The sequence below is a fragment of the Brevibacillus sp. MER 51 genome (assembly GCF_023714195.1).
GTDB lineage: Bacteria > Bacillota > Bacilli > Brevibacillales > Brevibacillaceae > Brevibacillus.
Genome location: NZ_JAMAUS010000002.1, coordinates 361,750 through 377,450, shown reverse-complemented (window position 1 = coordinate 377,450; position 15,701 = coordinate 361,750). Strand labels below are relative to the sequence as shown.

Genomic DNA, 15,701 nt, shown 5'->3' with positions numbered 1-15,701 from the left:
TTGAGATTAAAGATAGTAGAAACAGGTTAGAACGATCGAGAAGACAATCAGCCCAGTGCCCGACGTGAGAAAAAGCGAGGTTCCGATTCGTACGAACGACTCCTTTTTTTCCTCGAAAGCAGGGTCGTTTGCTTGAACGATATCACTGTCCATCATGCGAGGTTTGCGGAAAAACATCCCTTTCAGTTGCTTGAAGCCACGCAGAAAAATCGTGAAAAATCCAGAACGTGTCACGACGGCAATACTCCCTGCGATCAACAGGAAAAGCCCGATTAAAAAGCTCTGGTTAATCAATGGCACTAACGTATCGGCTTGTATGGTAATCCCTAAAATCACACTGCAGATCACGGAGAGAGCGAGTAGGAGAATGAGCCATTTTTTCAACGAAGAAGCACGTCCTTTTTATAGTGTGGGTGCAATGCTCTCTGCTTCCCGCAAAAAGACTTGAACGGCAGGTGGGGCTTCACGAAGCGAACGTACAGCCAAGCCGATTTGCCGAGAGAGAGGCGGCGTGATTGGTATGACAGCGACATCGGGTAGTTGCGCTGGTAGAGTCAGTGACGGAACGACTGTCACCCCAACACCGCTTTCTACCATGGCCAATATCGTTGTATGATCAGCGATTTCATAGGTAACATTTGGTGTAAGACCAGCCTTGGCAAACTCCGCGCCAATCAACAAGTGACAGCCCGCCATGGGCATGAGAAACGATTCGCGGGCTAATTGCTCCAAGGTCAGCGCGGGCTCTTTTGCCAGGGGATGATTGGCTGGCACGACAGCCTGCAGGGCGTCTGTCGTTAGCAAAATTCCCTCCAGCTCGTCATCGGGCCACACATGAAAACCGACATCGACAACCCCCGAGACAATCCATTCTTTTATTTCTTGATAGCTTCCTTCATATAGCTTTGTTTGCATATGCGGATAGTGACTTTCTACCGACTTTAGCAATTTTGGCAGGAGCTGAGCAGTTACGCTGGGAAAAGAAGCAATCCGGAGCGTTGCCTCCACATGCTCGTTTGATTCGGCAGCCACCTGTTTAATCAGTGAGACGTTTTCCAATATCGTCCGGGCAGAGGCGACGATTTTTTCGCCAGCTGCGGTCAGCTTAACACCGCTGCGATTGCGGGTGAACAAGGAAATGCCGAGCTCTTTCTCCAGTGCGCCGATCGTATGACTTACACCAGACTGGCTCAAACCGATTTGCTCTCCTGCTCGCGTGAAGTTGCCAGTGTTGGTGACAGCCACAAGGACTTCCATTTGAAACAAAGTCATGGAGCGCCTCCTTTCATGAAGTTTTTATCATGGTTGGTATGCGAAAGCTTCATTTTACAGCGCGGTTGCCTCATTTTATGATGAAAAGCAAGAGAAGCATTCGTTTATGAAAAGGAGAGAAAAACCATGAATCATGTGAGCGTATATCATGTGGACGCGTTTACGAAAGAGCCGTTTGCAGGCAATCCCGCGGGCGTCATCCCGGAAGCAGGTACTTTGACTTTACAACAAATGCAGAAAATTGCCAATGAGTTGAATCTTCCTGAGTCTGCCTTTTTGATGCCATCCGACCATCCAGGAGCAGATTTTCGCATTCGCTACTTTTCTCCTTCGGTTGAGATCGATTTCTGCGGCCATGCGACAGTGGGTTCTGCTTGGCTATTGGCGACAGAACGCGGATGGTTGGAAAAGGGGAGCCGTATCGTGTTTGAGACAAACGTCGGTTTGATTCCTGTTCAATTGGTGAAGGAGGATGGCCAGTTACAGCGAGTGGAAATGACCCAAATCAAGCCTTCTGTGCAGGAGATTGAATTAGACAGCGAAGAGCTAGCGAGGCTGGTTGGCATAACATTGGCCGATCTGGATGATCGCTATCCGATGAAGCTCGCTTCCACTGGCAATAGGCATCTGCTCGTTCCGGTCCGCACTCGTAAGGCCATCGATGCAGCGCAGCCATTGCTCTCTTCGCTCGCAGAAATGAACAGGGAACACGGCATCACAACCACCCATTTGTTTACGTGGGATGCTCCTGAAGGCTATGACTTGTATACGAGGGATTTTGCGCCTGCGATCGGGATTGCGGAAGATCCGGTAACAGGTGCTGCAAACGGGGCACTGGCTGGCTATCTGGCATTGGAAGAGTTGATTCCTGCTGGTAAAGTAACGCAACTCGTCATAGGGCAAGGACATGCGATTGGTCGGCCAGGAAAGCTGTATGTAACGGTTGATCGATCTGGAGAGGAGCCTGTTATTCGCGTAGCGGGTGAGGCGCATTTGACGATTGCGGGACAGATGAGGGGATAAATAAGGAAAAGAGAAAGGCGTTCTTGTCTAAGAACGTCTTTTTTTGTCTTTATTTCCTGTTGATCCAATATAAGGAATTCATTATAATTCAAATGTGTGTTTAAGGAATATTTCAATAATTTTACCTGTACTTATTTTCTTGCGGTTTTGAACCGGTATGGGGGAGGGAGTCTTAGAGATGAACAGTACATTCATCCGTTCCATTCGTATTTGTAACGTATTTATCCTACTCTCTTTACTGTTTTTGCAAACGGTTCCTGAGCAGGTGCGTGCAACGGAAAAAAGCAAAACATACTTGATTGGTTTCAAAGACAGTAAACGAACAAAAAGGAGCGCCATTCAAGGAACATCTGTGCAACAACTCAGCTCCAAAATTATGGTAGCTACCTTAACTGAAAGCGAGAGGGAGGAATTATCTCAAGATCCAAATGTAGCGTACATGGAGGAAGATAGTGACACTGAGTTGGCAGAGATCGACCTGGCAGAAAAACAGGAGATCCCTTGGGGAGTCGAGCACGTAGGAGCACTTCAGGCCCATAGCAAAAATTACGTGGGTAAAAATGTCAAGATAGGAATTTTGGATACAGGCATTTCTCGTCATGAAGATTTGAAAGTGAGTGGCGGCATTTCCTATGTAGAAGGTGAACCTGATTATGATGATGCCCACGGTCATGGTACCGCTGTGGCTGGGGTGATTGCCGGTAAAGACAATCATCTTGGAATTGTAGGAGTCGCACCCGAAGCGGAAATCTATTCGATTAAAGTTCTTGATGAAAATGGTCATGGCAAATATTCGAGTATGATTCAGGGAATAGAATGGGCCATCCAAAATGGCATGAATATCGTCTCGATCAGTGCGGGTGGGGCCGTGGACAGTCGCGCATTGCATGACCAGATAAAAAGGGCAAATGAGCATGGAATTCTGGTCATTGCAGCAGCGGGCAACCGAGGTCTTGGGGAGGATACCCAATTGTTCCCGGCACAATATCCCGAAACGTTGTCGGTAGGTTCCGTTGATCGGGATAACCAGCGTGCTGATACCTCCAGTGTAGGAGCGGGTTTGGACCTGATGGCTCCGGGCGTGGACATTTTAAGCACTTCCCTTCACAAAGGATATGAACTGCGCTCGGGTACTTCTTTAGCTGCTCCTCACGTGGCTGGTGCCGCAGCCGTCATTTGGTCGAAGAAGGGAAAGGCAACCAACGATGAAGTCCGGGATATTTTGGTCGAGAGTGCAACACCTCTTGGGGAGCCACGTTTTTATGGCAAAGGGCTGGTGAACCTGGAAAAAGCTTTGGAGTTAGGGAATACAGATACTCTCGGGATTCAGGCGATTGAATCTTCTCCTAACGAGCTGGCTATTTCCGTAGGGCAAAGCTATCCATTGAAGATCAAGGCGAAGCTGACAGATGACACGACCAAAGACATTACCGAGGAAGCGAAATATGTCAGTAACGATGAAAAAATCGCGACAGTAAAGCCAACAGGACTGGTGACTGCGACTGGCATTGGTGAGACGCGATTGGTCGTAACGTTTGAAGACAAGACGATCGAAATCCCGGTAGTGGTTAGTGAAAATGTACCTTTGACCCCACGTGGCGGTCTTGATAAGCCAGAAAATGGTGAATTAATTGTCGGTGCGTATGAGCTGAAGGGATGGTACCTAGATCCAGCAGGCGTGTCCCAAATCAGTATCATGGTTGATGGCATAAAGGTTGGGGAGGCAACCTATGGTGACCCCAGACCCAATATTGAGGCCAAGTATCCAGCGTATCAAAATGGAAACGCAGGTTTTCATTTTAACCTGGATACGAGAGAAATGAGTGTAGGTTTGCATACAATTACGCTTGCCATTCAAAACAAGAATGGTGAGCAGACAGTTATCGAAGGAAATACGTTCTATATTGGCAATAAACAGCCGGTAGAGGGCCTTCATGCAGATGTTTCCAAGCTGGAACTAACGGCCGAGAATACGCATCAGCTCGTTGTTTCTACGATTCTCGAAGATAAAACGCTAAAAGATGTCACGATGCTGGCTGAATACACTTCTTCGGATGAAAATATCGTAACGGTATCTCCAACTGGTTTCGTAAATGCAACAGGAATGGGAACAGCGAGTGTGACGATTCGCTATGAAGGACAAACCATCACGATTCCTGTCACGATCCAGGAAAAAATCGCGCTCATACCGCGTTGGGAAGTAGAGAGTCCAGCCGATCACTCTACAATGACGGGAGCCTCTCTCATTAAAGGCTGGTATTTAGATCCGGCAGGTGTAGCAAAGATTGAGGTTCATGCAGATGGGAATTTGGTCGGGGAAGCTCTTTACGGGCAATCGCGACCGGATATCGCGCAGGCGTACCCGGCTTATCAAAATGCTACTTCTGGTTTTCAGTATTTTTTGGATACGGCCCAAATGACGGAAGGGCAGCACACCATTACGGTGATGGCTGTTAATCGGGAAGGCAAAGAGCAAGTCCTGGCAGAACGTCCCGTGTCTATCGAGCGTGCACAACCAGCCAAGAGTATAGCTGCAAATGTAAGCAAGGTCGAACTATCACAAGGGAATACACAGCAGCTTACCATTTCGGCTGTTTTGGAAAATGACCAAATCAGAGATGTAACAAGAGAAGTGAAGTACACCCTTGAGGATTCTACAGTTGCCAGCATCTCCAATCACGGAATCATCACGGGTCTTCGGATCGGACAGACCACGGTGATTGTCGACTACCAGGGACAAGTGCTGACGATACCGATCTCGGTAAAAGCTGCTGCTGGAGTGTCCCAAGGGGGATTGGACAATCCTCTCGACAATGCGACGATTAGCGGAGTCTACCCTGTAACAGGCTGGTTTATCGCCTCAAGCGGCGTCTCGAGCATTGAGGTGTTGGTGGATGGCGTTGTAATCGGGGAAGCCTCGTATGGAGTTCCGCGTCCCGAAATCGAGATTATGGATATTTCTTTACCAGGTAGCAACGTTGGATTTCATTACAGCCTCGACACAGGCCTTTTCCAGAAAGGAAAGCATACCATTTCTGTGCGCGGAACTGCCAAGGATGGCAATCAAACGATGCTGGGGTCAAGAACCGTACAGATGGTTGAATTACTCCCGGCCATCGGATTGCACGTAGATATCACCGAGCTGCAGCTTTCTCAAGGAAAGTCACATCCACTCACTGTCAAAGCAGAATTGGAGGATCAGAGCAAGCAGGATGTGACCAGGCTAGCCATATATACCGTAGAAGATCCATCTGTTGCAAAAGTGAGTCCAGACGGCGTAGTTACGGCTCTGGCGCAGGGCAATACGAGTCTTACGATCAAATACGGAAATCAGAATATCAAGATACCAATCGTCATTACAGCAGCAGAAGTACGAAAGGCAATCGGCGAAATAGAAACGCCAGCAAATGACGCGATTATCAATGGAACGTATACGATAGCGGGCTGGTTTTTGCATCCTTCTACGCCTACTCGTTATCAGGTCGTCCTTGATGGAAAAGAAGTCGGACAAGCCAATTCAGGAATAGCACGACCTGACATTGCCCTGCTGCATCCAGACTATAAGAATACGAATGCTGGATTCAGCTATACGGTGGATTTGTCCGAGTTGCAATCCGGCCATCACACGGTGACTGTTGTAGTGACGGATAGTGAAGGAAAACAGTACCCGTTGCCAGAGAAAAGCTTCGTGGTTGGAGAAGTAGCTGCGGCGGATAGTTTGAAGCATACGGAAACGGGCATTAGCTTGGCAAAATCGTCGATGCAGAAGCTACAAATTACCGCAACTACCGCTGGTCAAAGTCCAAGAGATGTGACTGCGCATGCCGTATATTCGTACGAGAATGCCAATGTGATCCACGTGAGTCCACTGGGGATCGTCACAGGACTCGAAGTAGGAATGACCAAGATTGTTGTCAGTTATGGAGGTCAGACCCTAACCATTCCCGTGGTTGTGACGGAAACAGATTCTGGCCCACTGGTTGCAAAAGGACAGATCGACATTCCGATAGACAAAGCAGAAATTGGAGGAACCACAACGATTCAGGGATGGCTGCTTGATCCGGATGGTGTAGCCAAAATAGAAGTGTTGGTGGATGGGCAGCTACAAGGAACGGCAGTATATAGCGGACCTCGTCCTGACATTTTCGCCCTGTATCCACGCTATGAGAATGCGAATGCAGGATTTCAGTATCTGCTCCATACAATGAGCTTCAATGAAGGAGAGCACAAAATAACTGTACGAGTAACCAACAAAAAGGGAGTAGAAAGTCTCGTCTTCGATAAAGAAGTAACAGTTGGCCCCGTAACAGGGATTACTACCAATCTCCCCAAAATTGATCTTGAGAAAGAAAAGACCGTTTCTCTCACTGTGGTTGCCTCTTATCGGGACAAGAGTACGAAGGACGTAACAGGCGCAGTCACCTACGCGATTCAAGACCCAGCCATTGCAAAAGTAGACGCTACTGGTGTGATAACGGGTCTAGCGCCAGGGAATACCGTTCTGTCCGTCACTTATGCTGGCATTGTTCAGCAAGTGCCTGTTCATGTGAAGGGCGGCGCTTTGATGACGACAGGTGCGATTGATGCTCCAGGAGAGAATGAACAGATTAGCGGAAGCTATAACGTGACAGGTTGGTTCATGTCTTCTGGTGAAGTGGAAAAAATTGAAGTGTTAATGGATGGCGTTGCGTTGGGTGAGGCGAAATATGGATTGGATCGCCCGGATATTTTGCGAATGTACCCAGAGGCACCTCCTGTAAAACCAGGTTTTTCGTATCTTTTGGAAGTGAATGATCTGGACTTGGGACAGCATCAGCTGACTGTAGTGGTTACGGAAAAAGACGGGAAACAGACCAGCATGGAAAAGGCGATCACGATTGTGAAGCCGATTCACGACAAATACACCTATTGGCTGCAATTTTCAGATCAGCAAGGCAAGGACAATTGGTCTTACCAAGAGGTGTCAGGGGATCGTCATGCTGATTTGACGTGGAACAAGCAAACAGAAGAATGGAAGAGTCATCACGATACGGCCATCGGGAATACATGGATAAGAGTTGGCAGCTCAAACCCTGTCATTAAATGGGAAGCGCCACGCTCAGGAAAAATACAGGTTAGCGGTTGGATTTCCAAAATTCAAATCGATGAGGGCGATGGGGTAAACGTTCGATTGCTGAAAAACGATGAACAAATTTGGCCGTCCACTGGCTGGCAATCTATCGAATTCAACGATGAAATTGGTGTGGAAATTCAAGAAGAACTTGAGGTAGAGCAAGGAGATGCGCTCTTGTTTCAAGTGGATCAAAAAGAAAGCAGCCTCGGGGATTTACTTAAATGGACACCTGAAATTACGTACGTGAGCAACGACGTTAACGATAATGCGTCTCCCCAAATTTATTTGACCTCTCCCGCTGTGGGAGCAGCAGTCTCTACCGTTGATGGCAAAGATGTTGTCGCGATATCAGGTTTTGCCATGGACCCGAATATAGGAGATCAGGTAAACATTTGGTACCAGCTGGATGATGAAGATCCACAAGAGTTAACGAGATTTACGGCTTCGGAAAAGCACCAACCATTTTTGTTCAACCTACCCACCCATCACCTAAAGCCGGATGTTTTGTATTCTCTTCGGGTCTGGGCAGTCGATCAAAAATCAGGAAGATCACTCAGTGAAAAAGTAGACTTCACTTTGGACATGAGAGCGCAAGCCGAAAAGGAAGACATTGTGGTTGTCGCAAAGTGGACATCTCCGAAGGATGGAACCGAAATTTCAAAAGGAGAAAAGGTTTCACTGACTTGGGATTACGCAAGCTACGGTGGGCACTCCAGTAAAATCGAATCGCAAGAATTGCTCATTTATATTAGCGAAGGTGGGCATGTCACCTCAACGATCCGCGAAAAATTGACAGGCACAGCACGTTCCTACGTTTTTGATACAAGTGTGATAGAGAAAAATGCCCGAGTGGAAGCACGAATTCGCTCGATTATGCCGAAGACGCCTGCTTATGTTTATGGCGGCACTGCGAAGTTGAATTTCAGTGTTCTGGCTGCCAATCAAGCACCGGTCGTATCCAGTACGGAGTTTGTCACCTTGGACAGAGGGCTTACAGGAACCATCAACTATACACTCAATGAAAATGATGTCACGGACAAAATCGTTTCGACAAAATTACGAGTAGGTTTCACACCAGGTGGAAACGAGCTTGGTGAAAAAGAGGAGCTGATCCCGGAGGCTTCCCAGAACAGACAAGTTGTGAGCAGGTACTCCTTCCCCCTTGCAAAAGAGATGCTACACCAGACCATTTACTGGACAGTGCAGGCGCAGGATAACCGGGGAGCTTGGACACCAGCGGTTAACTATTCCGTCCGACTGGAAGAAGCACTTCCAAAAATCGTGATCTACACGCCGGTTGCCAAGAGAGTGATGGACCTTGATGACATCTTTATATTGGATGGAACATACACGAAGCTTACTTCTGGAGAAACGATTGAAGCCAAAGTGTCCTCCTCTCATTCCGCCAAAAAATTCACAACAACAGGAACCACCGGTCAGTGGGAGCTGAATTGGACGGGGCGGGAAATCGGATCGGGGACGTACGAAAATATCCAAGTGACAGAGCCGACTGTAGTTTATTACTACGGAAGCTTAACGGTGGAAGACAAGCCGGATGCACCAAGTATCGTTAACGCAGAGGCCGAAACCAATTCACTCAAAATCTATTGGAGTCCGTCTGTAGGTGCCATTGACTACGGCATCCAGATCGATGGCGGTGGTATCAAAAAAGTGGGCGATGTTACCAGCCATACGATCACGGGCCTTCAGCCTGCGCGTGTGTATACCATCAAACTTTGGGCGTATACTTCAGCCGGGATTAGCAGCTATAGCAGTTCGATTACGGTTGAAACGAAACCAGCGGAAAGCAATTTTAATGGAATGGTCGAGAACAGCCCGGTGCGGATGTATTTCCCTGCAAATGAGGCGAAATACATGAAAATCGTTGCCGGAACTAATGGAGCGTATTCATTCACGTTAAACAACGATTCGGGTTTACCAGCAAATGCAACTATCTCCGTCTATAAAGCGGCCAGCTTGCAGGCACATGAGGAGGTTGCGGCGGGAGCGAATGGAAGAGTCAACCCCGTGTTTGTTGCAGGAAAAACCTATTATGTAAAAATTGTCGCTAATGATTCTATTTACGCTACGCTTCTGGCAAAGCCAGGGGGAGAGGCTTTTACCTTCAACCAACCAAAGGAAATTACGCTTCAGCCCGGTCAAACAGTAGAGATGATCATGAATACAACCATTCCTGGCAAGTATCGTATGATGACACAATTGAAAAACCAAACAAATAAATATCCGGTTGTCACGGTGCTGTCCAATGGAAATGCCGTAACACCAAAAGAAACGCCAACTCCTTCAGAAATCAATTATGAGCTGGGGATGGGCAGCTACACGATCAAATTGAGCAATACCGAGAGTTATCCAGTGAGTGTTTCCTTTACCGTTTTTGCTCCCCACCCTGGTGGGACTCTTTATGAGTACGTTTATGATCAAAACAATCGGATTAAGGCGATTAAAGAAAATGGCGTAGAATCCGTCACCTTCATTCATGACGAGAATGGAAACATGTTAAAAAGTGTCAAGCATGCAGTGACGCTTCCACCAAAAGGAACCGTACTACATGTGGATCAGGAAAAGGTGGAGGTACGAGCTGGCAGCACGCGACCGATTAAGGTCACAGCAACACTGGAGGACGGCAGTACGCTGGATGTAACAACACAAGGCCTTTACTCGGTAGTAGATTCTCGGGTTGGATTTATCGTGAAAGGTGTTGTGCATGGGATGAATCCTGGAACAACAGAGGCCAAGGTGTTTTACGGCGGACAGTTTAAAATGATAACGATTACGGTTGTACCCTAATCCATGTTCATGCAGTCCCCCCGTCGCATCATGGGGGGACGAATATCTCTAACGGAGGCATTATGAAACATTTTTCCATAAAATCACTCATGATCGTTGTGCTTTGCCTTGCATTATGCACGACAATGTTGCCGCTTGGAACGACGTTCGCAAATGAATCCTCCCCCGTGTCCATCTCTCATATAACCTCAGGTGAGAAAGCAGTAACACCAGACACGGCAATCGAAGAGATTCAACAATCCATGGGCGAGTCAATCACCAATGACAAAGGAGAAGCAAAAAATCCAATCGAGTACACGGAAACGGATATTTCTTCGCTTACATGGACGCAGCTAGAGACTGACACTGTTATTGACATTCATCGCAGTTTTGACAGAGCATTGTTAAAATTCGCAGCCTATTTCTATTCCGAGCTGCTGCAATTACTAACAGCAGAAGAACAAGAAGAAGTCAAACGTCTTTCCTCTGAGCAGATTATCACCCAATTCGAGAATCTGAGTCAGGAAAGCAAAGACCTCTTGCAGCGGTTAACCCCTCTCGTTTTATCTAAAATCAATGAATTGAAACAACTGGAAGAACAGATGGAGGTCCAATCCACTACTCCACCCCCGGTAAAATACACCGAGAAGGATCAGGAGTTTCGTTTTGCTCGTTCAAAAACAGAGCAATCCGTCGATGATCTATACCGTGCTGCGAACCTGGTCGAGCAAGATCTCTACTTGCCAGGAAAGCATGGACTGGATCTGGACATAAAACGCAGATACCACTCCCTGAGCAGTAAAATCAGTGCGCCAAGCTGGGATGAGGACTTTTCCAAGAATGAAGCACTGAAGTCCAATGAGAAATTTGCAACCGGCTGGGATTTTAATATGCCCAGATTGGATATTGTCACCCGGGAGCAGGCCGTAACGGTAAGGGACGACCCCTATAATCCAGGTCAACAAATTTACTCTACCAAAGTAGATAAAGATCCATCGAGTAATCGGTATTACATTACTTTAGAGGACGGCACATCTTTAGAATACCGGTTCAACAAGTTTGTGAATTATCCGTATCAAGACATCTTCTTCACGATTGACGAAGTGAATCGGAAGTACACGCTGCATTACCGCAATTTGAAGTACGAGTTTGATGTCACGTTGGGAACGGTCGTCAAATCCAATATTTATGGGGACACGATCAAGTACAACCTGAATAGCGATGGAGAGCCGGTGAGCATAGAAGACAGTGTCGGCCGTTATGTGGTGCTGAAACGAAAGCAAAACGACACCACGCAGGACTTGATTGTATACAAAGACAAGACTGAGACCACCGTGCTCAAGCACATTCGCTACCATTTTGAACGAAAGTTCGCATTGAGCAGTTACCATCAGCTTGTTCGCGTAGAAGTCCTGCCGACAGCAGGGAGCGGCAGCAGCGCATATACAGTGGCCCGGTATGCCTATCATGATCCCAAAACAAAGGGCATTGCCTATTTCAATTTAAACAAAAACTATACGCTGGAAAAGCTGCCTACAGATCAAGCCCTACAGGATTCAGCGAAGTTCTGGGAGTCCGATGTAGCGAAACGCTCGGAAATCGATTACTTGCTCATGCAAGAAGCGTTTTATCCCTTGCAGGGCTTAAAAATCAATTACGATTACCGCCCCTATCAATTAGGTCAAACTACCTTCAATGACGGACTCGTACGAATTTTTCAAGACAAGCATGCCTTGAGCTATGTATCCTACCATCCTGTCAATAAAGTATCGTACAGCTATACACAGAAAACACCGAGCGGTACAAATACGTATAAGCTGGAAAAGAGCTATACAGATAACGGCAATTTCCGTGAGGTATGGAAGGTGCCAAAGGAACAGCTGCCCAGATTGAAGAATTTTGCGGATCGACATGGGGATACCATTCATGTCACCGAATCAGAGGCATCCCGTTACACGAAGAACTCCATTTACAAGGTCAATCAAGACGGAAATCCTTTGCTGAGAAGTGAGAAAACGACAGGCATTAGTAAAGGCGGAACAAATGTATCTGGCGCGAAGTACCGGGTCGAGTATAATCCCACTACTTACACGACCTATGCCTACTCCGGTCGGAATACAAAGCCGACGTATCAGTACGTTTTTCTCGAACCGACTTCGTCCGTTAGCGATCTGGATGTGTACAATCACTACCTGAAAGACCCGAATGTTTCCAAGCGTGCTCAGTATGCTGCCAAGATCAACAATTACGCACAAGAGACGTATTTGGAATACAACCATTATGGACAACTGATCAAGCAGATTGCGCCAGACGGGATTATGAGTACATGGACATATGATGAGGTGGCGCTGAATCCATGGGGCTTCCGGACCTTCTCCGTATTGAAGGCAGCCCGAACGCAATCTACGACAGCATCCGGTGATCCTTACTATTCGAATACCACCTTTGAGTACAACGATCAATATTTGCTTCGGAAGGAAACGGAGATCAACTCGTTCCCTGCCAATTTAATCAATACACCCAAGAGTCAATCGGTTGAACGGACCTACGAGTACACAAACAAACAGCTTTATTCGATAACGGAGAACTTTGGCGGAGGAAAAACACGGACGCAGACCTTTACCGCTTATGATCAATACGGAATTCAGCCCACGCAGATCACACTCGCAGGTGTCGAGCTGGAAAGCGGAAAATCGGATGTGCTGAATTTTTCCTACGAAATCGATGACAAAGGCCAAATCAAAAGTCAGACCTATCCGAACGGAAGCAAGGCTACCTATGAATACGATGAGTTAGGAAGACCTCTTTCGGAGACTTTTCATAATCAAGGCGCAAAACGAAGCATTACGTATGTCTATCGGGACGGCGAAGCTTCTGGGGCGACGACAGAGGGACCGGGCATCGTGGAGAAAATTGCACCGGATTCATCGAAGCTCATCACCTACTACACCCCATATGGAGATACGGCCTATCAAGAGCAGGTAGGCACAACAGGTACGAAACGTCCCTTGGTAGAAAACGAGTTCACGCCGGATGGGTTAGAGGTTAGCCGCATGGTTCCTTTTGGGAAGCAGGGGGAAAGCACCTCGTATCTGTATGACTGGGATGGCTTTTTGTATCAAACGACGAATGCGCTTGGAACCACCAAGAATCATCGAAACAATGCCTACTCAGAGGGATCGAAATATTTGCCGCGCTTGACGGAACAAACGCTCTCTCCCAATGGGCTCATCGTAACCACCTATCGCGACTTGTATGGAAGAGTGGAGAGCACAGAGGAGACGACCCAAAGTGGCAGTCACCATCGCGTGACAAACTATCAGACTGATCGATTCGGGAAAGTAACCCATAAAGAAATCTCTGACGGCAAGACTTCCCAAGCGTGGAGTATGCGCTTTGATCATAACGACAATCTCGTATATTTGCAGGACCCGGAAAATAACGTAAACGTGTATGGCTACGATACGCTAGGCAATCTCACCAGTGTTCTGGAAAATGGCACGACTACTGCAGAATATACCTACAATAGTTTGGCATGGAAGCTCTCCGAGAAGAATCCGGAAACGAGAGCAGAGACGTACACCTACGATAAAAGCGGTCTTGTGAAGAGCTACAAGGACAAAAACGGCGTCACGTTCAACTACGAATATTCGCCTTTCCATGAACTGAAGAAAGTTTCTTCTGGTACAGCCTTCTATGAAGAGCGGGTGTACGATCCACAGTCTGGTCTGCTTTTGAGCGAAAATAACCACACAGGAAACTCTATCAGCTATGGCTACGATGGATTCCATCGGAAGAATCGCCAGACGATGATGGGCAAAGACTACCAGCTTCTTTATTCAGACAATGACGATTCGGTAGATACACTTGTATACCCTGCAAGAAGTGCGGTATCTGGTTCTGCCCCATCTCTAAGTGTCGGATACACCTATGACAACGCAAACCGCTTAAATTCGGTGGCGATCCCGGGAGTCGGAACAACCACGTACACGTATGATATTAGTAACTCAGGAGAAACCAATGCTGTATCGTATCCGGGACAACCGACAGCGATGCAGCAATCGGTCAGCTCATTCGGTGAAAAAACAGCCTTGAATCACGCGGACGGCTGGAACGAGACAAATGGCTACGATCTGTTTGGCAATATCACCAGTCAAAAGCGCTCCGGTACGAATTATGGATTGTTTGTGTACGACAAGCTTTCCCGGATCAAGGAAGAATCGGTTGAAGGAAACGTTAAGCAGTATGCCTATGATAAGCGCGGCAACCGCCAAGTGTATGCCAATGCTCCTGGTAATATCTTAAGCTCCTATGAAATGAAGCACGATTTGTTTAATCGTTTGCAGGAGTATAAGGACGAGAAAGGGACAACGACGTACACGTATTATCCAGGTGGACTGCGGGCGACGAAGCAACAGACTGGCAGCGTGACGGATACGACTCACTACGTCTATTTGAATGGGCAAGTGATTGAAGAGCTGACGCAGGATGGCAGGGTCAAGGCACGGAATGTGTTTGGTAACCAGTTGATCTGGCGAAAAGACTATGCGTCGAATCTTGAAGGCAATTACTATTACAACAGCCACGGTGATGTTGTTAAGATCAAAGACCAGAGTGGGAATGTCTTGAATACGTATGATTACGACATCTGGGGTAATCTGATTGCGGAGAAGGTCAAGGAGACAATTTCCAATCCGTTTATGTATGCGGGGGAGATGTTTGACAAAGAGAGCGGATTCTATTATTTGCGTGCTCGATATTACAATCCGAAGATAGGACGGTTTATATCCGAGGATACGTATAAGGGGCAAGTGGATAATCCGTTGACGCTCAACAGGTATACGTATACTCACAACAATCCGGTTAAGTATATTGATCCTACAGGACATGATGCATGGCTAGTTCATGGGACGTTTTCGGATAATTCTACTTGGAAGGATGATTTTGTTACGTATTTCAAAGGTTTATATAAAGAGGATGTAAGAAAATTTGAGTGGTCAGGTGATAACGACAATACGGCAAGGGTAAAGGCAGCACAATCTTTGGCAAGCGAAATCATGAATTGGCGAAGTATTAAAGGTAATGAGAAGAAACCAATTCGGCTAATTGGTCATAGTCATGGCGGAAATGTATCAATTTTAGCAGCAAATGTTTTGGAACATGAAGGAATTCAGGTGGAAACGCTTGTTACTATTGCTACTCCTGTAAGGGAACTTGAATATTATTTAGAGTATCCAGTGGGACAGCATCTACATGTTTACAATGAACGAGATGGTGTACAGGTAAATGGGGGAAGCGTATGGCTACTTGGTGAAGCCAAACGGGAGTATTCAAATGCAGCAAATATAAAAATTGAATTAGGGGAGGAGTACGACCCAATTGAGGCTCACTCTGCAATGCACTCTAATGTTGAAAGGTGGAAAAAATATATAACGCCGTATCTCGCAAAATTTTATGTGGAACCAAAAAGGTAAGAAATAATCTTACTGCGAAACTAGATTAATTA

General features: G+C 46.8%; 5 protein-coding genes. 3 read left to right on the top strand and 2 right to left on the bottom strand.

Features of this window, described 5'->3' with window-relative positions; genetic code table 11:
- Nucleotides 1–6: 6 nt before the first annotated feature.
- Together M3630_RS06090 and M3630_RS06085 are read right to left on the bottom strand one after the other, a co-directional pair.
- A complete protein-coding gene (locus tag M3630_RS06090; protein WP_251251555.1) occupies nt 7–384 on the bottom strand; it encodes a DUF3899 domain-containing protein in 378 nt (125 codons plus the stop codon).
- Between the two features lie 18 nt (nt 385–402).
- Nucleotides 403–1,272 carry a LysR family transcriptional regulator gene (locus M3630_RS06085; protein ID WP_251251554.1) on the bottom strand — a complete coding sequence of 290 codons (870 nt, stop codon included), beginning with the start codon at nt 1,270–1,272 and terminating at the stop codon, nt 403–405.
- A gap of 126 nt (nt 1,273–1,398) precedes the next feature.
- On the opposite strand from M3630_RS06085, the gene M3630_RS06080 reads away from it, so the two are divergent.
- The 3 genes from M3630_RS06080 to M3630_RS06070 all read left to right on the top strand — a co-directional run bounded on the left by M3630_RS06080 (nt 1,399) and on the right by M3630_RS06070 (nt 15,669).
- Nucleotides 1,399–2,295, top strand: coding sequence for a PhzF family phenazine biosynthesis protein (locus M3630_RS06080; protein ID WP_251251553.1), 897 nt, complete (start codon nt 1,399–1,401; stop codon nt 2,293–2,295).
- A gap of 178 nt (nt 2,296–2,473) precedes the next feature.
- Nucleotides 2,474–10,216 carry a S8 family serine peptidase gene (locus M3630_RS06075; protein ID WP_251251552.1) on the top strand — a complete coding sequence of 2,581 codons (7,743 nt, stop codon included), beginning with the start codon at nt 2,474–2,476 and terminating at the stop codon, nt 10,214–10,216.
- 62 nt (nt 10,217–10,278) lie between these two features.
- A complete protein-coding gene (locus tag M3630_RS06070) occupies nt 10,279–15,669 on the top strand; it encodes an RHS repeat-associated core domain-containing protein (protein ID WP_251251551.1) in 5,391 nt (1,796 codons plus the stop codon).
- Nucleotides 15,670–15,701 lie beyond the last annotated feature (32 nt).